Source organism: Pseudomonas sp. NFR09 (assembly GCF_900111535.1).
Lineage (GTDB): Bacteria > Pseudomonadota > Gammaproteobacteria > Pseudomonadales > Pseudomonadaceae > Aquipseudomonas > Aquipseudomonas extremorientalis.
Genome location: NZ_FOIH01000004.1, coordinates 157,682 through 176,705, shown reverse-complemented (window position 1 = coordinate 176,705; position 19,024 = coordinate 157,682). Strand labels below are relative to the sequence as shown.

General features: G+C 62.3%; 17 protein-coding genes and 2 pseudogenes. 3 read left to right on the top strand and 16 right to left on the bottom strand.

Going from position 1 to position 19,024, the window contains the following annotated elements; all coding sequences use genetic code 11:
* Nucleotides 1-8: 8 nt before the first annotated feature.
* The 10 genes from BMX59_RS11175 to BMX59_RS11130 are packed head-to-tail and all read right to left on the bottom strand — an operon-like array spanning nt 9 to nt 7,838.
* On the bottom strand, nt 9-434 hold the full coding sequence (locus BMX59_RS11175; RefSeq protein ID WP_092246468.1) for an acyl-CoA thioesterase: 426 nt from the start codon (nt 432-434) through the stop codon (nt 9-11).
* Complete coding sequence (gene hutH / locus BMX59_RS11170) at nt 427-1,968, bottom strand: HAL/PAL/TAL family ammonia-lyase (RefSeq protein WP_093121325.1); 1,542 nt, start codon at nt 1,966-1,968, stop codon at nt 427-429. The genes BMX59_RS11175 and hutH overlap by 8 nt, the downstream gene beginning before the upstream one ends.
* Nucleotides 1,952-2,887 carry an LpxL/LpxP family acyltransferase gene (locus BMX59_RS11165; protein WP_092246475.1) on the bottom strand — a complete coding sequence of 312 codons (936 nt, stop codon included), beginning with the start codon at nt 2,885-2,887 and terminating at the stop codon, nt 1,952-1,954. The genes hutH and BMX59_RS11165 overlap by 17 nt, the downstream gene beginning before the upstream one ends.
* Nucleotides 2,884-3,618 (bottom strand): glycosyltransferase family 2 protein, encoded by a 735-nt coding sequence (locus BMX59_RS11160; protein WP_093121323.1) that lies wholly within the window; start codon nt 3,616-3,618, stop codon nt 2,884-2,886. The genes BMX59_RS11165 and BMX59_RS11160 overlap by 4 nt, the downstream gene beginning before the upstream one ends.
* Complete coding sequence (locus BMX59_RS11155; RefSeq protein ID WP_092246481.1) at nt 3,611-5,281, bottom strand: acyl-CoA synthetase family protein; 1,671 nt, start codon at nt 5,279-5,281, stop codon at nt 3,611-3,613. The genes BMX59_RS11160 and BMX59_RS11155 overlap by 8 nt, the downstream gene beginning before the upstream one ends.
* On the bottom strand, nt 5,278-5,823 hold the full coding sequence (locus BMX59_RS11150; protein WP_092246484.1) for a COG4648 family protein: 546 nt from the start codon (nt 5,821-5,823) through the stop codon (nt 5,278-5,280). The genes BMX59_RS11155 and BMX59_RS11150 overlap by 4 nt, the downstream gene beginning before the upstream one ends.
* A complete protein-coding gene (locus tag BMX59_RS11145; protein WP_016979215.1) occupies nt 5,820-6,074 on the bottom strand; it encodes an acyl carrier protein in 255 nt (84 codons plus the stop codon). Before BMX59_RS11145 ends, BMX59_RS11150 begins: the two co-directional genes overlap by 4 nt.
* Before the next feature lie 9 nt (nt 6,075-6,083).
* Complete coding sequence (locus tag BMX59_RS11140; protein ID WP_071492342.1) at nt 6,084-6,353, bottom strand: phosphopantetheine-binding protein; 270 nt, start codon at nt 6,351-6,353, stop codon at nt 6,084-6,086.
* Nucleotides 6,331-7,143 carry a lysophospholipid acyltransferase family protein gene (locus tag BMX59_RS11135; protein WP_092246487.1) on the bottom strand — a complete coding sequence of 271 codons (813 nt, stop codon included), beginning with the start codon at nt 7,141-7,143 and terminating at the stop codon, nt 6,331-6,333. Before BMX59_RS11135 ends, BMX59_RS11140 begins: the two co-directional genes overlap by 23 nt.
* Nucleotides 7,119-7,838, bottom strand: coding sequence for a beta-ketoacyl synthase chain length factor (locus tag BMX59_RS11130; protein ID WP_093121321.1), 720 nt, complete (start codon nt 7,836-7,838; stop codon nt 7,119-7,121). The genes BMX59_RS11135 and BMX59_RS11130 overlap by 25 nt, the downstream gene beginning before the upstream one ends.
* A 349-nt stretch (nt 7,839-8,187) precedes the next feature.
* Here BMX59_RS11130 and BMX59_RS11125 point away from each other — a divergent pair, with 349 nt between their 5' ends.
* Nucleotides 8,188-8,958, top strand: a complete 771-nt coding sequence (locus BMX59_RS11125) for a ParA family protein (RefSeq protein ID WP_071492339.1) — start codon at nt 8,188-8,190, stop codon at nt 8,956-8,958.
* A 57-nt stretch (nt 8,959-9,015) separates the two neighbouring features.
* Here BMX59_RS11125 and trxC read toward each other — a convergent pair whose 3' ends face one another.
* Nucleotides 9,016-9,450, bottom strand: coding sequence for a thioredoxin TrxC (gene trxC / locus BMX59_RS11120; RefSeq protein ID WP_093121317.1), 435 nt, complete (start codon nt 9,448-9,450; stop codon nt 9,016-9,018).
* A 236-nt stretch (nt 9,451-9,686) separates the two neighbouring features.
* On the opposite strand from trxC, the gene BMX59_RS11115 reads away from it, so the two are divergent.
* Nucleotides 9,687-9,983, top strand: coding sequence for a type II toxin-antitoxin system HigB family toxin (locus BMX59_RS11115; RefSeq protein ID WP_092246496.1), 297 nt, complete (start codon nt 9,687-9,689; stop codon nt 9,981-9,983).
* Nucleotides 9,980-10,381, top strand: a complete 402-nt coding sequence (locus BMX59_RS11110) for a helix-turn-helix domain-containing protein (protein ID WP_092246499.1) — start codon at nt 9,980-9,982, stop codon at nt 10,379-10,381. The genes BMX59_RS11115 and BMX59_RS11110 overlap by 4 nt, the downstream gene beginning before the upstream one ends.
* 5 nt (nt 10,382-10,386) lie before the next feature.
* Here BMX59_RS11110 and selO read toward each other — a convergent pair whose 3' ends face one another.
* From selO to BMX59_RS31060, 5 genes and pseudogenes are all read right to left on the bottom strand, one after another.
* Nucleotides 10,387-11,850 (bottom strand): protein adenylyltransferase SelO, encoded by a 1,464-nt coding sequence (selO, locus tag BMX59_RS11105; protein ID WP_092246502.1) that lies wholly within the window; start codon nt 11,848-11,850, stop codon nt 10,387-10,389.
* Between the two features lie 48 nt (nt 11,851-11,898).
* Complete coding sequence (gene mscK, locus BMX59_RS11100) at nt 11,899-15,237, bottom strand: mechanosensitive channel MscK (RefSeq protein ID WP_071492335.1); 3,339 nt, start codon at nt 15,235-15,237, stop codon at nt 11,899-11,901.
* A 50-nt stretch (nt 15,238-15,287) separates the two neighbouring features.
* Entirely contained in the window at nt 15,288-17,030 is a 1,743-nt protein-coding gene (locus tag BMX59_RS11095; protein ID WP_058423526.1) for a potassium/proton antiporter, read from the bottom strand.
* 234 nt (nt 17,031-17,264) lie between these two features.
* A pseudogene (locus tag BMX59_RS31065) lies at nt 17,265-17,864 on the bottom strand (methyl-accepting chemotaxis protein); the annotation flags it as partial.
* Between the two features lie 303 nt (nt 17,865-18,167).
* Nucleotides 18,168-18,824, bottom strand: a pseudogene (locus BMX59_RS31060) (MCP four helix bundle domain-containing protein); the annotation flags it as partial.
* Nucleotides 18,825-19,024 lie beyond the last annotated feature (200 nt).

The following is a 19,024-nucleotide window of genomic DNA, read 5'->3' as shown; positions in this document are numbered from 1 at the left end:
ATGGGATTTCATTTCAGGGCCCTTTCGACGGCGTCGGTGAAGACTTTGGGGGAGGCCAGTTGCATCTCGCGCGTGGCGATTTCCACCGCGACTTGCACGGTGCTGGCGCGGGTCAAACGCTCGCCGCTGGCCAGGTCGGTGATCAGGTAGTTGACCTTCAAGCGGTTCTCCCACTCCACCAGGCTGGCGCGTACGTTGATGGTCTGGCCGAACACGGCGCCGCGCACGTAGCGCAGTTGCAGGTCGATCACCGGCCAGGCGTAGCCCGATTCGAGCATCGCCGCGTAGTTGTGGCCGAGCTTGTCCAGCAGCGCGCAACGCGCCACCTCCAGGTACTTCACGTAATGCCCGTGCCACACGACGTTCATGGTGTCGACGTCAAAAAACGGCACGAGGATTTCAGTGTCGCAATGCAGCACGCCAGGGTTACGCATGCAGCCTCCAGTGTTGTTCGGCGATGCGTTGCAGGCACAGGCGCAGTTCGCCTTCCAGGGCGCGGTCTTCGATGACCGGCGGGAAGTCCTTGGCCAGTTCCGCGTGCATGGCGGCCAAGGCCGGTGGCAGCGGCCGCGCATCCTCGGCCTGGGCCCGCAGCCACACGCCCTGGTTGGCCGCGAGCAAAGTTGCGGCGGCGACCTGTTCGGTCAGCTCCAGCACGCGGATCGCATCGCGGGCGGCGATGGTGCCCATGCTCACCTTGTCCTGGTTGTGGCACTCGGTGGAGCGCGAGAACACGCTGGCGGGCATGGTGTTTTTCAGGGCTTCGGCGGTCCAGGCGCTGGTGCCGATCTGCACCGCCTTGAAGCCGTGGTTGATCATGGCGCGGTCAGCCGGCGCGCCGGACAGGTTGCTCGGCAGGCCGTGGTTGTAGCGCACGTCCACCAACAGTGCGAGCTGGCGGTCGAGCAGGTCGGCGACGTTGGCCACCAGGGTCTTGAGGCTGTCCATGGCAAAGGCGATATGCCCGCCGTAGAAGTGCCCGCCGTGCAGCACGCGTTCTTCTTCGGCGTCGATGATCGGGTTGTCGTTGGCGCTGTTCAGCTCGATCTCGATGAACGAACGCAGCCAGTTCAGGCTGTCGGCCAACACGCCGAGGACGTGGGGCGCGCAGCGCAGCGAGTAACGGTCCTGCAGGCGGTGCAGTGGCGCGGTCGGCGCATCGATGGACAGGTCCTTGCGCAGCCAGGCGGCGACTTGCATCTGCCCCGGGTGCGGCTTGGCGGCGAACAGCCGCTCGTCGAAGTGTTCCGGGTTGCCTTGCAGCGCCACCACGTTCAGCGCGGTGATGCGCGTGGCCAGTTGCAACAGGTAGTCGGCGCGGGCGAAGGCCAGGCACGCCAGGCCGGTCATCACGGCGGTGCCGTTCATCAGTGCCAGGGCTTCCTTGGGGCGCAGCACCAGCGGGTCCCAGCCCAGTTCGCGGTGCACGTCGGCGGCCTGGCGGCGTTCGCCACGGAACATCACTTCACGTTCGCCGGACAGGGTTGCGGCCACGTAGGACAGGGGCGTCAGGTCACCGCTGGCGCCCACCGAGCCTTCTTCCGGGATCAGCGGCAGCACGTCGTGTTCGAGGAACGCATGCAGGCGCTCCAGCAGCTCCACGCGCACACCGGATACGCCGTGGCACAGCGACTGCAAACGAGCCGCCAGCACCGCCCGGGTGGCCTGGGCGTCGAGCAACTTGCCCAGGCCGCAACCGTGGAAGGTGTACAGATGACGCGGCAGCGCTTCGACGTGCTGCAAGGGCACCGCCACCACGCAGGAGTCGCCGTAGCCGGTGGTCACGCCGTAGATCACACCTTCCTTGTCCAGCAGCGAGTCGAGGAACTGCGCGCCCTTGGCGATGCGCTGGCGATACGCGGGGTCATCCTGCAACTGCGTAGGCGCCTGACGGTTGGCCAGGGCCAGCACGTCTTCGATGCGCAAAGGGCGTTCGCCAAAGGTTACCGGCTCAAGATGCGTGGTCATCGGTCTTCCAGAAAGGGTAAAAGTTGAACCATTGTCGGGGCGCTTCCAGGCAGAACTCGCCCAGGCGTGCGGCGTAGCGTGCGGTCCACAGGGCTATGACCTGCTCGCGGGTGGTGCGTTTCCATTCGATCAGCGGCGTAAACGGCTCGATGCTCAGGCGATAGCGGCTGCCGTGCTTGAGGCACATCAACAGGTTCACCGGGCATTTGAGCAGGCCGGCCAGCAGCCACGGGCCTTGGGGGAAGGCGGCGTCGTGGCCGAGGAAGTCCACACGCACCGTGCGCCCACCGTGCAGCGGCACGCGGTCGCCGGCGATGGCCAGCCACTCGCCGTCATCCAGGCGCTGGCTGAGCAGCAGCATGGTGGCCGGGTCCAGCTCGCTGACCTGGATCAGGCGCAAGTGCGTCGCCCCGGCCTCGCCCAACAGACGGTTGAATTGTTCGGCGTGCTTGGTGTGCACCAGCACGTTCATGGTGACCTGTTCACCGATCTCGGCCAGCGCCCGGCACACTTCGAGGTTGCCCAGGTGCGCGCCCACCAGCATCTGCCCGCGCTCGCCCCGCAGTTGCCCGCGCAATTGCGCAGGGTCGTTGATTTCAATCTGCTCCAGACGCAACTTGCCGTTCCACACGTCGAGCTTGTCGAGCAACGAGTCGGCAAAGGCCATGAACTGGCCGAAGACTTTCCAGTGGGTAGGGCGCAGTTCGTCACGCCCGCTCCAGTCGGCCAGGCGCTGCTGGTATTGCCAGGCGCTCTGTCGGGCGGTGCGGCCGAACAGGAAGAAGTACAGGACGATGCCGTACAACACCGGGCTCAGCAGTCGACGACCAAGGACCTTGGCGGCGAAGGCGGTGAGTTTCATCAGCCAATAGCTGCCGCGCTCCTCGCGGTCGGCCCAGTGTTTGCTGCTGTCACTCATGCCTGCCACCGCCGCCACAGGATCATCGGCGCGCGGATCAGCATGCCGAAGAACAGCCGGGTGTGCATGGCCGAGATGCGTACGTTGTCGCGGAACAGGCGGAAGTGCGACAGGCCATCGGCCGGGTAATGCACCTGGGTCGGCAGCCAGCGCATCGGTTGGTTGCGCCAGGCCAGGCGCACCAGAATGTCGGAGTCGAAGTCCATGCGCGTGCCGATGTAGGCCGAGTCCATCAGCGCCAGCACCGGTGCCAGCGGGTACACGCGAAAGCCGCACATCGAGTCGCGGATCTGCAACGACAAGGTGTTGATCCACACCCACATGTGGGTCAGGTAGCGCGCGTACAAGCGGCCTTTGGGCACGCTGTCGTCATATTCGGGATAGCCGCAGATAATCGCATCGGGATGCCGGCGCGAGGTGTCGATAAAGGTCTCGACTTCGCGCAGGTCATGCTGGCCGTCGGCGTCGACTTGCAGGGCGTGGCTGAAACCCAGGCGTGCGGCTTCGCGAAAGCCGGCCATCACCGCGCCGCCTTTGCCCTGGTTGTTCGGCAAGGTCAGCAGGGTGACGTTGTCCAGGGTTGCCAGTTGCGCCAATACCGCTGCGCACGCCGGGCTGCTGCCGTCATCCACCAACAGGCAGGGCAGGCCGCTGTCCAGCAGGCTGCGGACCACGGCCGGCACGGCGGCTTCGTGGTTGTAGACCGGGATCAGGGCGCAGGGGTTATGCATTGGATGCCACCAACTGAATGCGTCCGCTGGAGCAGGCCGCTACGCCGTTGCGATAGGCGAAATACAATTTGCCGCGTTCCGGGTCAAAGCGCAGGTGCAGTTCGATCCCATCGCCTGGGCGCACTAATTGCTGAAACTTGAGCACTTCCATACCCGCAAAACTCGGTGGCAAATCGAGCAGTTGTTGGCCCAGGTTGAACGCCCACTCGACTTGCACCACGCCCGGCAGCACCGGCGTGACCGGGAAGTGGCCGCTGAAATAGGCCAGGTCTGGCGGGACGCTCAGTTGCACGGTCCATTCGCCGTTGGCTTCGACGCGCTCCAATACTTCCGGTGCCTTGGGCCGGGGTGCCAGCAGCAGTGCCTCGATGTCGGCCTGAGGCAGTTTGCCTTGGCTGTTCAGCGGCAGCTGCCTCAGCAATCGCCAACGACGCGGCAGGGCCAGGGCTTCGCAGTGCTGGCTCAGGTGTTGGCGCAGGGTTTGGGTGACGGTCCGGCGGCCTTGATTGCGCAAGGCATGCAGGCCTTCGGCGCTCAACACCACCAGCGCACCAAGCGAGGCGCGATTTTCCTGGACTACGCCCAGGCGGGTGTCGGCGACCCACGGGTGGGTCATCAACGCGTGTTCCAGCATGGGCAGGGAGATGCGTTTTTCTTCCAGCTTGACGATGCGGTCCAGGCGGCCGAGCAGCTCGAAACGGCCATCGGCATGGATGCGTGCGGCGTCGGCGGTCTGTTCGACATGCCCCTCAGGCAGGTAAGGCGATGCAATGCGCAGGGCACCGTCGGCATCCTGGCTCAGTTGCACGTCGGTAAACGGCTGCCACGGCTGTGCGCCTTGGCGCCAGGCGATGCCGCCGGTTTCCGAGCTGCCGAGAATCTCGGTCGGCCATTGTTGCAAGCGGTCATACAGGCTGCCGGCGGCGTCCACCGGCAACGCGCCGCCGGACGAAAACACCCGCGACACGCTGCTCAGTGCCGGCCAGTCGAGGTTATCGCCCATGCGCTTGAGCAGTGCCGGGCTGGCAACCCAGGCAAAGTGCGCATGCTCGCGACTGGCGCGCTGCATGTCTTCAGGGAATGCCAGTTGCTTGCGCACAAAGGTACGGCCGGCGCACAGCGGCCACAGGACGCGGAACAGCAAACCGTAGATGTGTTGGGTGGCGACGCTGCCGATGATGCAGGCGTCCTTGAGGTCCTGGCCCCACAGGGTTTCCAGGGCCTCGACCTCGTTGGCCAGTTGACGCAGGGTCTTGTCGATGCGCTTGGGTTCGCCGCTGGAGCCGGAGGTGCACAGGCTCAGTTGGCAAGCGTCCAGTTCAAGTGCGGCAGCGCTCAATGGCGCCGCATACAGCGACTCAAGGTCAGCCGCTTCGGTCAGCCAGGCATCGACGGCCTCATCCCAGCGTTGGCGGGTCTGAGGTTGCAGGTCGGCGGGCAGCAGTACGCTGACTCCGGCCCGCCAGGCACCCAGCAGGGCAATCGCCAGCAGGCCGGCATCTTCCAGGTACACGGCCAGTCGCTGGATGCCGCGGGCTTGCAGGCCCGCCGCCAGGCTCAGGGAGTATGCCCACAGTTGGGCGTGATTCATGGCAGGTTCGGTGGTAACCGGACGCTGTTCCAGCGGCTCAAGCAGCACGTGCTCAAGTTTCAACCCATTCATACGCGGCCTCGAACCCTTTGTCGTACCAGCCATTCCACGGCAAACAACAGCCCCATCAGCCCGTAGGCGATCAGGCCGTTGTACAACGTCCACCAGCTCAGCGGTGCCCACAGGGTGAGGGCGGCGGCGAGCAGGCCATTACACAGAAAAAACACACTCCACACCACGGTGACCTGGCGGGTGTACACGATGGCATGCGGCGCCAGCACCGGGTCGGTCATGCGCGCCAGGCGCTCGACCATCGGCGGGCCATATTTGAGGCTCAGGCCGAACAGCGCCAGCATGAACGCGCTGACCAGGCTCGGGTACCAGCGCAGCAGGCGGGGGTTGTCGAACCAGGCGAGCAACAGGCAGAACACGATCACCGCCAGCGCCATCCCGCGGCTGCCCGGGCGTCGTGCACCGGTCAGCGCGCGCAGCAGCCACAGACTGCCGAGCAGCAGACCGAATTGCCACGGGGCGAAGTGTTCGGTGCCGTAATACACCGCAAAGGGGTACAGCAGCCCCGCCAGCAACAGGCCAAGGCCGATCAACCGGCTCATGCGGCAGGCGTGACCAGACGGTACACCGCCTCAACCACGTCGTTCACGGTGCGCACAGCCTTGAATTCCTCGGCGGCGATCTTCTTGCCGGTCTGGCGCTTGATATGGTCGATCAAGTCGACGGCATCGATGCTGTCGATTTCCAGGTCCTGGTACAGGTTGGCGTCCAGGGTAACGCGTTCCGGCGGCAGTTCGAACAGTTCCACCAAGGCATCGCGCAGGGTGTTGAAAATATCGTCACGAGTTTGCATGGTCCGGTCTCAAGCTGCCTGTCTGGCCGTGACGAACGCCGCAAGGCTGGCCACGTTGGTGAAGTGATTGCGGGTGTCCTTGGCGTCGGCATCGATCTTGATGCCGTACTTTTTCTGGATCGCCAGGCCCAGTTCCAGGGCATCTACCGAATCCAGGCCGAGGCCTTCGCCGAACAGGGTCTGATCGCTGCCGATATCGTCGACGCTGATATCTTCCAGGCCCAGGGCCTCGATGATCAGCGCCTTTATGTCGTGCTCAAGGCGGTGTTGGTCGCTCATCTTCGGCGAGCTCCTTAATAAAATAGTGATGCAGGTAATCGTTGAGCTTGCGTGAGGCCTGGGGCGCGGGCCCCAGTGTTGCGAACGCCTGTGGTTCTATATCGGCACCCACCCGCAAACTGAAGTGCACGCGGCATTTAGGGATGCGATACCAGGGTTCGGCCTTGGTCAGCGTGGTCGGGCTGACCTTGATCACCACGGGGGTGATGATTGTCGCACCCCGCAGTGCAATGGCGGCACCGCCGCGATGAAAGGCAGGCGCCGCGCCGGGTGTGGTGCGGGTGCCCTCGGGAAAGATGATCAGGGTCTGGCCGCTGCGCAGGGCGTCTGCGGCAGCATCGAGCATCTCGGCACTGCCGTCGTTGCTGATATAACCGGCGTCGCGCACCGGGCCGCGGGTGAACGGGTTCTGCCACAGGCTCTGCTTGACCACGCAATTGGCCTGGCGCACCAGGCCGATCAGGAATACCACGTCGATCAGCGATGGGTGGTTGGCGATGATCATCTGGCCCGGGCGACCCAGCTTTTCGGCGCCTTCGACGCTGTAGGTCAGCACGCCGGCGCGTTGCATCAGGCGGATAAAGAACCAGAACAGCCAACTGATCGTGTGACGGGCGCGGCTGCGGTGCTTTGCCGCGTCCCCTGGCAGGCAACTGAGCAACGGAAACACCAGCAAACGCAGGCACAACCCGCCGAAACCGAACAGCGCAAAGCTGGCGGCGGTGGCGAACAGGCGCCAGTAATAGGCGTCTCGTGGTTTGTCATTCAGAGCTTGCGTTGCCAGTTCCATACGCGGTTCTTCCAGGCATGTTGGCAGGCGACCTGTTCGGTGAGCAGGGTGCGCAGCAGGTTCAGGGCGTGGGGCCACTGGGTTTGAGTGGGTTGGACAGTGCCGGTACCGAGTTCCAGTTGCCACTCGTCGCCCGGCGTCAGCAGCAGACCGAGGGCGTAGGGGAAGGGCACGTCGACGATCCAGCTGGCATAGGCTTCGGGCGCCTGCTCTTCGGTTATCACCAGTAAAACCGCCGTCGCACCTTCGTTGAGCAGCGCGGCGGCTTCGAGCATGCCGTGTTCCAGGCCATCGCCGGCGGCGGCGAGGGCGGTCATTTCGCTGGTTTCATTGCGCAGGATCGACCAAAGGCCAATCACCGCATTGTGCACCGACAGGCTGAACTGGGTTGGCGACAGCGGTTGTTCGCTGGCCAGGTCGCTGAGGATGTCGAGGGTGCGCGGGGTTTCGCCATGCCGGGAGATAAACACCAGCGGCAGGTCCTGCAGGCCTTCGGCCAGTGGCCAACCCACGCTGAACGCCATGCGCGCCAGCCTGCTCAGGCGGCGGCGCTGCATGGCCGGCAGGAACGAGACATCAGGGGCTGCATCACTTGCGGGCAGCAACGCCGGCGCCTGACACCAGGCGCGCCAGTCATCCACGCTATCGAGCCCGGGGGCCCAGGCGCGCCATTGGGCGATGTTGAAAGTGATCACTGAGAAGTTGTCCCGCCCCTGCGGGCTTCCATGTGCGACTTTTGGCCCCGAATACCGGGACAGGGAACAATAGCCGAATGGCGCGCATTATCCCGGTGCCGTGGGGTTCTAGCAAACTTTGGTAAAGATTTGTGCACGGTCGATTACAAAATAGTGGAAAGAATTGACAGATTGTCCTTTACCCAAGGACTGGATGGATTGTCGGACCGTTCTTTTTAATCTGTGGGCTGTGTATGACAGCTATCGTGCCAATGGCATCGTGATGCAGCAGTGCATGGATGAACGAGGTAGCTAACAGGCGCTTTTGCCCTCTACACTCGGACATTCATTGATACACGGAGGTTTTTCCATGCGGCGTGTGGTGTTCAATCAAAAAGGTGGCGTTGGCAAGTCCAGCATTGCCTGCAACCTGGCGGCAGTCAGCGCCAGCGAAGGTTATCGAACCCTGTTGGTGGACCTCGATGCGCAAGCCAATTCAACCCAATACCTCACTGGGCTGACCGGCGACGATATCCCCATGGGTATTGCCGAATTCTTCAAGCAAACCCTGTCTTCCGGGCCGTTTTCGAAGAAAAACCGGGTGGATATCTACGAGACCCCCTTCGACAACCTGCACGTGATCACCGCAACCGCAGAACTGGCGGACCTGCAGCCCAAGCTCGAGGCCAAGCACAAGATCAACAAGCTGCGAAAGCTGCTGGATGAGCTGAGCGAAGATTACGACCGGATTTACCTGGATACGCCTCCAGCACTGAATTTTTATGCGGTTTCAGCGCTGATTGCCGCTGATCGCGTGCTGATCCCCTTCGATTGCGACAGCTTCTCGCGCCAGGCTCTGTATGGTCTGCTGGCGGAGATCGAAGAGTTGAAGGAAGACCACAACGAGGACCTCGAAGTGGAAGGCATCGTGGTCAATCAGTTCCAGGCCCGGGCGAGCCTGCCGCAGCAGATGCTGGATGAGTTGATTGCAGAAGGGTTGCCGGTGCTGCCGGTGTACCTGGCCAGCTCCGTGCGCATGCGTGAGTCGCACCAGGAGAGCAAGCCGCTGATCCATCTGGACCCACGGCACAAGCTGACGCAGCAGTTTGTAGAGTTGCATAACCTGCTGGAAAACGCGTGATCCAAAAGACAACACAAAACCCCTGTGGGTGGGGGCTGGGTGGTCTCCAAGGCCGAGTTACACGCCTTGGCTACGCAACCAGCTCATCAATTGCGGCAACGCAAGCGCCCCACTCTGGCGCGCCGCTTCGCGGCCGTTCTTGAACAGAATCAAACTGGGAATCGAGCGAATCCCCAACTGTGCCGACAACTGCTGATTGGCCTCGCTGTCCAGCTTGGCCAACCGGCACTTGCCCGCCAACTGCCCGGCCGCCTGCTCGAACACCGGCGCAAACGACTTACACGGCCCACACCAGTCCGCCCACACATCCACCAGCAACGGCAAATCGCCCTTGATTTGACTGGCGTAGTCGCCTTGCTTCAACTCAAACGGCTTGTTCGACAAAACCGGCTGCTTGCAGCGCCCGCATTTGGGCGCATCACCCAGGCGTTCACCGGGGATGCGGTTGAGGCCGTTGCAGTGGGGGCAGGGGATGACAAGAGGTTCGGGCATGGTGGTCTCCTTGGATGTGGCCAATGGACTGTATTTGGAGTCGGGCCTAGGGTTTATCAAGCGGAGAGGGGAGGACTCATCCACTCACAGTTTCGCTCGTGCTGATGCGGGGTCGCCTATCTAGGCTGTTAGCGTCTGTTCTGTTTTGGCTCCATTGGTCTGTTTATGGCTATAGCAAATTGCGATATTTAAGCGACAGCTCTAACCTTCATAGCAAGATGCGATAAGGATGTTGCATGCGAGTGATCAGTGAGAAAAGGATCTGGGAAGCAAAGGAAAAGTGGCCGCAGTCAGCGACGGCATTGGATCAGTGGTATCGAATAATGAAGCGAAATTTCCCCAAGGATTTCGCAGCGATGAAAGCAATGTTTCCCGCCGCGGATAAGGTTGGGGAATTTCACGTATTCGATATTGGAGGAAACAAGCTGAGGTTGATTGCGGTCGTGGAGTATCGGGCGCAGCGCGTTTACATCAAGCATCTGCTTGATCATCGCGATTATGAGAAAGACAAATGGAAGGAAAAAAACAGATGAGCGCGCTTATGCGAGTAGCGGCCGAACATTGGCAATTCGTTTCGCCAGTGATGCGCAAACCAGAGAACGAAGCAGACTACGATGCGCTGGTATGTGGTTTGGACGAGTTGCTGACTCTGATCGGTGAAAATGAAGACAGCCCGTTGATAAGTCTGGTAGATATCCTCAGTGACTGGATCGAAGCCTACGATCATGAGCACCGTCCCATGCCGGTCGCCAGTGGTGCTGAAGTATTGCGATACATGATGCGTGAACACCATCTCACTCAGAGTGACCTGCCGGGGGTGGGGGCCCAGTCGGTGGTCTCTGAGGTGTTAAGCGGTAAACGCCAGCTCAACATACGCCAAATACGTTGGCTGGCTGAGCGTTTTGGGGTTTCAGTAGAAACCTTCATCTAGAGGCTTTACGACGAACAACTAATCTCCAAATGCTTCCCCCAATCCGGCGGCCGCTGTGCGTACTGCTCCATCCCCGCTTGCTCCTCAAACGGCTTGGAAAGCACCGCATGCAACCGCCGCACTTCGCTGTAATCCCCGGATTCGGCGGCAACGATGGCGTTCTGCGCCAGGTAGTTGCGCAGGATATACAGCGGGTTCACCGCATGCATCCGCGCACGGCGTTGTTCTTGGCTGAATTCCCCATCCCGCTCAACGCGCGCCTTGTACTGCTCGGCCCAGGCATCAAACCCGGCCAGGTCGACAAAGTCATCGCGCAGCCGCGCTACGGCCAACGCCGCCGATTCATCCCCCAGGCGCCGGAAGAACAGGGTGTAATCCACGCCGCTGTTTTGCATCAGCTTCAGTAAACGCTCGACCAGTTGCTGGTCATCGTCTTCGGCGATGGTCAGCCCCAAGCGGCGGCGCATCAGGTCCAGGTAGTTCGCTTGATAAAGCGGCAGATACAACCCAAGTGCTTCCTTCAACGCATCGACGCTGATAAACGGTGTCAGCGCCTGCGCCAATGCACTCAAGTTCCACTGCCCGATCGGCACCTGATTACTGAAGGAATAGCGCCCTTCGTGATCCGAGTGGTTGCAGATGAAGTGCGCGTCAAAGTCGTCCAGGAATGCAAACGGCCCGAAGTCGAAGGTGATACCGAGGATCGACATGTTGTCGGTGTTCATCACCCCGTGGCAGAAGCCATATGCCTGCCATTTGGCGATCAGCTCGGCATTGCGCTCGACGATTTCGCGGAACATCGCCAGGTACGGCTCGGGCTGTTCGCGGCATTCGGGGTAGTGCAGGTTGAGCACGTGTTCGGCCAGTTGCGCCTGCTGCTCGGGTTTCTTGGTGTAGTAGAAGTATTCGAAATGCCCGAAGCGGATATGGCTGTGCGCCATGCGCAATACCATCGCGCCGCGTTCCTGTTTTTCGCGCCACACCGGGGTGTCGGAACCGATCACGCACAGCGCGCGGCTGCTGGGGATGCCCAGCGCATGCAGCGCTTCGGACGCCAGGAATTCGCGGATCGACGAGCGCAGCACGGCACGCCCATCGCCCATGCGTGAGTAAGGCGTCATGCCGGCGCCCTTGAGGTGCAGGTCCCAATGCTCTCCCGCCTGGTTGTACACCTCGCCCAGCAACAACCCACGGCCGTCACCCAATTGCGGGGTGTAGCCGCCGAACTGATGCCCGGAATAGACCATCGCCCGCGGCTCTGCCTCGGCCCACAGTTTGTGCCCGCCGAACAGTTCGGCGAACACCGGTGTTTCGGCAACGGCGGGGTCCAGGTCGAGCAGGGCCATGGCGGCCTCGCTCGCCACGACCAGGCGCGGTGCGTCGAGGGGCTCGGGCAATACATGGGTTGAGAACGCATCGCCCAGGCGTGCGAAGCGGTTGTCGAAGGTCAGTTCGTCGAGGGCTTTCACCGGCCATCTCCAGCAGAATGTCCGAGCATTCTGCTGGGGATAGCGCGGTTAGTCGAGTTTGCTCGGTGGTGGTTCCTGCACGCCGCCGTCATTGGCGGGCTTGGCCGGGGTGTCGACTTCCACCAGTTTGTATTCCTGGCCGTGGAGGTTCTTGAGATAGACCTCCATCTGGCGGAACGAGATGTTGATGTGCTCTTTCTTGAACTCGCGATTGATAAAGCGGTTCACTTCATCGATCACCGGGTTGCGGTCGCCCAGGTCGCGCACGTGCATGCGCAGTTCATGGTCGAGGGTGCTTTCGCCGAAGTTGAGGAAGTACACATGGGGTTCCGGCTCCTTGAGTACCCGCGGGTTCTCGCGGGCGGCCTTGAGCAGCAGTTCCTTCACGCGGTCCAGGTCGGAGCCGTAGTCCACGCCGAGCTTGAGGGTGACGCGGGTAATGGTGTCGGTCAGTGACCAGTTGATCAGTTGTCCGGTAATGAACGTTTTGTTCGGGACAATGATGTCCTTGCGGTCAAAGTCGGTGATCGTCGTGGCGCGGATGCGGATCTTGCTCACCGTGCCCGACAGGTTGCCGATGGTGATGGTGTCGCCGATGCGCACCGGGCGTTCGAACAGGATCATGATGCCGGAGATGAAGTTGGCGAAGATCTCCTGCATGCCAAAGCCCAGGCCCACCGACAGCGCCGCCACCAGCCATTGCAACTTGTCCCAGCTCACGCCGAGGGTCGACAGGGTGGAGACGAAACCGACGCCGGCAATCACGTAGGACAACAGCGTGGTGGTCGCGTAGGCGCTGCCCTGGGCCAGGTCCAGTTTGGACAGCACCAATACTTCGAGCAAACCCGGCAAGTTGCGCGCGAGCGCGAAGGTAATGCCGATGATGATCAGCGCGCCGAGCAAGTCGCCGATGCTGATGGGCACCATGCTGATATTCGCACCGGTGCCGCTGGTGTATTCGTACAGCGTGACGTTATCCAGGTAGGAAAATACCGAGATCAGGTCCGCCCACACCCAATACAGCGCGGCGATAAAACCGCCGAGCAATGCCAGGCGAATCAGGCGCATGGACTGCTCGTTGACCTGCTCGATGTCCAGGGTCGGTTCTTCGATCACCGCTTCGCCGTCGCCGGCTTCCTTGGCGGCCTGGCGTTTGGCCAGGGCGCGCGCATAGGCCAGGCGCCGGGCGGCAACGCCCAGGCCACGGACGAAAGTGGCTTCGATCACCAGCCAGAACATCAGCAGGTACAGGGTATTGATCAGCCGGTCGCTGAGCTTGAGTGCGGTGTAGTAGTAGCCGAAGCACACGGCGATAAACAGCGCGATGGGCAGCGCGGTAAACAACAGGCCCACGGCCTTGCGAAACAGCGAAGCCTTTTCGTGCGTAGGGCTGTTGAGCAACAGGCGGCCCAGCAGCCAGGCCATCAGCGCGTAGCAGGTCAGCACCACGCCGATGCCCAGCACGTCGTCGGCCAGCGCCGCGGGTTGGTGTTCAGCGATGGCGACCACGGCCACCAGGGCCAATACCACCAGCCCGAGTTTGCGCACCCAGCCTTGCAGGAATTCGACCTGGGGCTTTTCCCAGCGAAAGTGCAGTTCGGCCACGCCACCGGGCGCCAGGATGCGATAGGCGGTGTAGAACACCAGCCAGGCCTGAGCGATCTGCAACAGGGCTGAACCGAGGTTGGCGTTTTGCCCACGGGCGTCGATTTGCAGCGCGTAGCCGCACAACGCCAAGCCCAGGGACACCGGCATTGCCAGCAGGATATTGATCAGGATGGCCTGGGGCGTGTGCCACTGGCTGTCGCGCTTGAAGTGGCCGATGTCCAGGTGCACCTTGTTCAGGCGCTGGTACAGGTTTTTCCGACGCCACAGCAACGCGCCGATCAACAGCAGCAGGGGCAGGAACAGCAGCGGGCGTTGGGTCAGGCCGTCATACAGTTCGCTGACGCTGGACGCCCAGGGCAGGGTGGCGACTTGCTTGCTCAGGTGCGCGGGGACGGTTTCCAGCCATTCGGTATCCAGCGGCTTGTTGCTGGGAATCCAGAACATCTGCTCATCCAGCGTCGCGCGCAGGGTGGTGGCGGTGCTAAGCAGTTGTTTCTGGTTCAGTTGCAACGTGATGGATTCGTTGAGCAGCGCGCTCAGTTCACGGCTCAGGCGCTCCAGCAGGTCGCTGCGGGTGATCGCCAATTCGAGCAAGGTGCGGCGCAGTTGCGGGGTGACGTCTTCCGGCGCCTGGTTGGCCAGCAGGTTATCCACATAGGCGCTGGGCGAGCTGATCAGCTCGCGCTGCTGGTTGACCTCGAACTGGTACAGGCGAATGTTGGCGATGTCGTCCGCCAGGTCGCGGTCCACGGTGAGACGCGGCAGGGCCTGCTTTTGCTTGTAGAGGATCTTTGACAGCAGCAGGCTGCCCTTGAGCACGTTGATCTGTTCGTCCAGGGCCGAGTCGCTCTGGGTCACGGTGTCCAGTTGCTGCTTGGTCTGCAGGTTCTTCTGCGTCAGGTCGTTGAGGCGGTCGGTACTTTTGAGCAGGTAGTCGGACAGCTTCAGGTTGGCCGCGCTTTCCGTGGCCAGCAGGCTGCTGCCACCGGCTTTTTGCGCTTCGATGGACTGCTGGGTCACGGTCTGCTGGGACTGGGCCAGGCGCTTCTGGTTGATCAGGGTCTGCAGGTCCTGGATCTCTTGTTCCAGGCGTGCGGTCTTTTCCATCACCAGGTCATGCTGGCTGTTGCCCAGGTCTTGCAGCTGGCTGTTGCCAGCCAGTTCCTGGCGGCGCAGGGGGATCAGCGCGTTGAGGGCCGCAAGTTCGGCGTTGAGCTGGTTGCGCTGGTCGGCGCTGAGGGTCTTGCCGTTGTCTTTACCGGCCTTGAGGGTCGAGTTGATCTGCAGAATGCGTGTCTGGCTGTTGCTGATTTCGGTCTGGGCGCGCTCAGGACGGGTCTGGGCGGCGATGGACAGGCTGTTGGCATCGGCCAGTTCTTTTTGCAGGTCGCCTTGCTGGGTGCTGCGCTGCACCAGCAACTGTTCAAGCTGTGGCACCGGCAGGCTGGCGTAGCGCTGGGCGACCGGGATGACTTTGGTTGCCTTGAGCCGCGTCAGTTCGCGCTGGTTCTCGGTGGTCTGGCGCGGGGCGTCTTCCAGTTGGCGCTTGAGGTCGGCCAGGCGCTGCTCGTAATCCTGCTTGTTGCCCAGGTACGTCAGGGTCTGCTGCAGAATGGTCTGCAGCGCCTTCATGTCGGCGTCGGGCAGTTTGCGGTCGGGCAGCTTGTCCAGGGTTTGCTGGATAGCCTCGGCGCTGGGCGGGTCGGCGGCGTGGACAACGCCGACACACAGGGTCAGGCTCAGCAGGGCAGTGGCGAGAAGAGTGCGCAAGGTTGGCATAGAGACCGGTCGTGCAAGGTGAAGAATCGGGGGCGTCGTCGCCCCGCAGTTTAGAGGAAGAGTCCGGGGCCCGGGCGACTTCCTTCGGGGAATCTGACGCCCACTTTGCCGATCTTGTTCCCGTCCATGACCGCAACGGTCCAGATGGTGTTGTTCCACTCCACCTGGTCGCCGACGATGGGCGCGCCCCCGACTTTCTGGGTGATGAAGCTGCTCAGCGGCATGTCCGGGTCGATGCCCTCCAGCTTCAGGCCGTACAAGGCCGACACCGCGCCCAGCTGGGCGTCGCCTTCCAGCACGAAGTCGCCGAAGAAGCGCAGATCCAGCCCGCGTTGCGGTGCCTGGCTGAACAGTTTGCCCAGGGCTGGCAGGTTGTGTTCGTGGCCGATCACGCAGAGCAGGTCGCCGACTTCCAGCACGGTACTACCCGACGGATGGAGCAGTTGCTGGCCACGGAACAGCGCGGCAATCCGCGTGCCTTCGGGCATTTTCAGCTCGCGCAGGGCGGCGCCGATGCACCATTTTTCCGCGCCCAGGCGGTAGACGAACAGCTCCCATTCGCTGGTGACGTGCACTTCCAGCGCCGCGCGGGAAATCGGCGCCGGGTCCGGCGGGACGGTGACCTTGAGCAGCTTGGCCACCCACGGCAGGCTCGTGCCCTGCACCAGCAGTGACACCAGCACGATAAAGAACGCCAGGTTGAAGTACAGCTGCGCATGGGGCAGGCCGGCCATCAGCGGGAACACCGCCAGGATGATCGGCACCGCGCCGCGCAACCCGACCCAGGCGATAAAGGCTTTTTCGCGGCCATGGAACGCCTTGAAGGGCAGCAGGCCAACCATCACCGACAGCGGCCGTGCAAACAGGATCATCCACAGCGCCAGGCCCAGGGCCGGCAACGCAATCGGCAGCAAGTCATGGGGCGTGACCAGCAGGCCCAGCACCAGGAACATGCCGATCTGCGCCAGCCAGGCCATGCCGTCGAGCATATGCAGAATGCCATGACGGCTGCGCACCGGGCGGTTGCCTATCACCAGGCCGCACAGGTACACGGCGAGGAAGCCGCTGCCGTGCAGGGCGTTGGTCACGGCAAATACGAACAGGCCACCGGCGATCACCAGGATCGGGTACAGGCCGGTGGCCAGGTTGATGCGGTTGACCATCTGCAACATCAACCAGCCGCCACCCAGGCCGACGATGCCGCCGATGCCGAATTCGCGCACCAGGTGCGTCAGCAGGCTCCAGTGCAGGCCGGTCTGGCCGCTGGCGAGCATGTCGATCAGGGTGACCGTGAGGAACACCGCCATCGGGTCGTTGCTGCCGGATTCGATCTCCAGGCTGGCGGTGACCCGTTCGTTCAGGCCTTTGCCGCCGAGCAGCGAGAACACGGCTGCGGCGTCCGTCGAGCCGACAATCGCACCAATCAGCAAGCCCTGGATGATATTGAGGTCAAACAGCCAGGCCGCGGCCATGCCGGTGAGGCCGGTGGTAATCAACACCCCCACCGTGGCCAGCGACAACGCCGGCCAGAGTGCCACGCGGAAACTCGCCACCCGCGTGCGCAAACCGCCATCAAGCAGGATCACGGCCAGGGCGAGGTTGCCCACCAGGTAGGCGGTCGGGTAGTTGTCGAAGATGATGCCGCCGCCGTCGACGCCGGCGACCATGCCCACGGCCAGGATGATCACCAGGATCGGGATGCCCAGGCGGGACGAAAGAGAACTCACTAGAATGCTCGCACTTACCAGCAACGCGCCGATCAGGAACAGGCTGTTGATGGTCGTCGCATTCAAAGGCAATACTCCACGGGCAAACAAGACAGGGCGCAAACTGACCATGCAGTCTACGTGCCAGCGATTCTAACCTGTTGAATTGCTGCGCTGTCAAAAAGCTTTTAAAGACAGGCACAGATCTAAATGTGGGAGGGGGCTTGCCCCCGATTGCGATGGTTCAGCTACAGATAAGCTGGCTGATACACCGTCATCGGGGGCAAGCCCCCTCCCACAATTTCGACCCAGTTGTGTCAGTTAGAGGCGGAAGCGGCTGACCATCCCGTTCAAGTCCACCGCCAGGCGCGACAGCTCACTGCTCGCCGCACTCGTCTGGCTGGCACCAGTGGCCGATTGCACCGACAAATCACGGATGTTCACCAGGTTGCGGTCCACTTCCCGCGCCACCTGCGCCTGCTCTTCGGCCGCGCTGGCGATCACTAGGTTGCGCTCGTTGATCTCGACGATTGCGGTGTTGATGGTATCCAGCGACATCCCGGCACCTTTGGCGATGTTCAGCGTCGATTCGGCGCGTTCGGTGCTGTTGCGCATCGAATCCACCGCGTGCTCGGTGCCGGCCTGGATACTGCCGATCATCCGCTCGATTTCGCTGGTCGACTGCTGTGTGCGATGGGCCAGGGCCCGCACCTCATCGGCCACTACCGCAAAGCCGCGACCGGCTTCACCGGCACGCGCGGCTTCAATCGCCGCGTTCAGGGCCAGCAGGTTAGTCTGGTCGGCCAGGCCACGGATCACGTCGAGTACCTTGCCGATATCGCGGGACTCATTGGCCAGGTCGCCAATCAGGGTCGCGGTGGCTTGCACGTCGGCGCTCATGCGCTCGATGGCGCTGACCGTTTCCTGCACCAGATCACGGCCATCACCGGCGGAGGTGGTGGCGTTGCGCGACGCTTCGGAGGTGCTCACCGCATTGCGAGCAACTTCTTCGACGGCACTGGTCATTTCATTCACCGCCGTGGCGGCTTGTTCGATTTCATTGTTTTGCTGGGTCAGGCCACGGGCGCTTTCGTCGGTGACCGCGTTCAACTCTTCGGCGGCCGATGCCAACTGGGTGGCGGAACCGGCGATGCGTTGCAGGGTGTCGCGCAGCTTGTCCTGCATCTTGGCCATGGCTGCCAGCAGGCGCCCGGCTTCGTCGTTGCCGTCGACCTTGATCGGGCGGGTCAGGTTGCCTTCGGCCACTTCTTCCGCAGCTTCCAATGCCTGGGAAATGGGCAGTGTGATGCTGCGGGTCAACAGCCAGGCAAACAGCAGGGTCAGCAGCGTGGCGACCACCAACAGGCTTACCACCAGGTTGAAGGCCATGTTGTATTGGTCCTCGGCTTCCTTATTGGTGGTCAGGGCCATCGTGTTGTTGAGGTCCAGCAGCCGCGTGAGCACGGCGTTGACTTGCTCGGAATTGCTGAGCAATTCGGTGTTGAGCAGGCTGCGCAGTTCTTCCACTTGATTGGCCCGTGACAGGCTCTTCATGCGCTCTTCAATCTGGTGGTACTGGCCGAGCAGGCGTACGTACTCGTCATAAGTCGAGCGCTCCTCACTGCTCTCGATCAGTTTTTCGTAGATGCCCTGGGCGGTGCGGATCTGCTGGTTGCGCAGCTCGAAGGCTTCCAGGGTTTTCTGTTGCACATCCGGTTCACGGTTGGTCAGCAGTCGGTACGACAGCACCCGCAGGCGCAGGGTCAGTTGGGTGAACTCATCCAAGGCGCGAATGCTCGGCACGCTGGACAGCGTGATGTCTTCGGTGGCAGCGCGGATCTTGCTCATCTGATTCAGGGCGAACACACCGAGAAACAACATCAACGCACCAATAAACGCGAAGCCGAGGAAGGCCCTCGGAGCGATATTCATATTACGAAGCGACATGCGGGAATCCTGGGGGAGAAGCGCGATCCGTGCGGCCGTGAGACGGGGTGTGCCTCTCTATCGGTCGTACGACTAAAGTCTAAAGGGGCGTGTGCGGTTTTGTCGCACCTGACGAGGGGTTTGACTGATTCAGG

Coding starts and splice junctions, on each gene's coding strand:
- BMX59_RS11160 (WP_093121323.1), bottom strand. CDS start 3,618: ATGCATAACCCCTGCGCCCTGATCCCGGTCTACAACCACGAAGCCGCC.
- trxC (WP_093121317.1), bottom strand. CDS start 9,450: ATGCCCGAACCTCTTGTCATCCCCTGCCCCCACTGCAACGGCCTCAAC.
- BMX59_RS11145 (WP_016979215.1), bottom strand. CDS start 6,074: ATGCAAACTCGTGACGATATTTTCAACACCCTGCGCGATGCCTTGGTG.
- mscK (WP_071492335.1), bottom strand. CDS start 15,237: ATGCCAACCTTGCGCACTCTTCTCGCCACTGCCCTGCTGAGCCTGACC.
- BMX59_RS11150 (WP_092246484.1), bottom strand. CDS start 5,823: ATGAGCCGGTTGATCGGCCTTGGCCTGTTGCTGGCGGGGCTGCTGTAC.
- BMX59_RS11110 (WP_092246499.1), top strand. CDS start 9,980: ATGAGCGCGCTTATGCGAGTAGCGGCCGAACATTGGCAATTCGTTTCG.
- BMX59_RS11115 (WP_092246496.1), top strand. CDS start 9,687: ATGCGAGTGATCAGTGAGAAAAGGATCTGGGAAGCAAAGGAAAAGTGG.
- BMX59_RS11175 (WP_092246468.1), bottom strand. CDS start 434: ATGCGTAACCCTGGCGTGCTGCATTGCGACACTGAAATCCTCGTGCCG.
- hutH (WP_093121325.1), bottom strand. CDS start 1,968: ATGACCACGCATCTTGAGCCGGTAACCTTTGGCGAACGCCCTTTGCGC.
- BMX59_RS11155 (WP_092246481.1), bottom strand. CDS start 5,281: ATGAATGGGTTGAAACTTGAGCACGTGCTGCTTGAGCCGCTGGAACAG.
- BMX59_RS11125 (WP_071492339.1), top strand. CDS start 8,188: ATGCGGCGTGTGGTGTTCAATCAAAAAGGTGGCGTTGGCAAGTCCAGC.
- BMX59_RS11140 (WP_071492342.1), bottom strand. CDS start 6,353: ATGAGCGACCAACACCGCCTTGAGCACGACATAAAGGCGCTGATCATC.
- BMX59_RS11165 (WP_092246475.1), bottom strand. CDS start 2,887: ATGAGTGACAGCAGCAAACACTGGGCCGACCGCGAGGAGCGCGGCAGC.
- BMX59_RS11135 (WP_092246487.1), bottom strand. CDS start 7,143: ATGGAACTGGCAACGCAAGCTCTGAATGACAAACCACGAGACGCCTAT.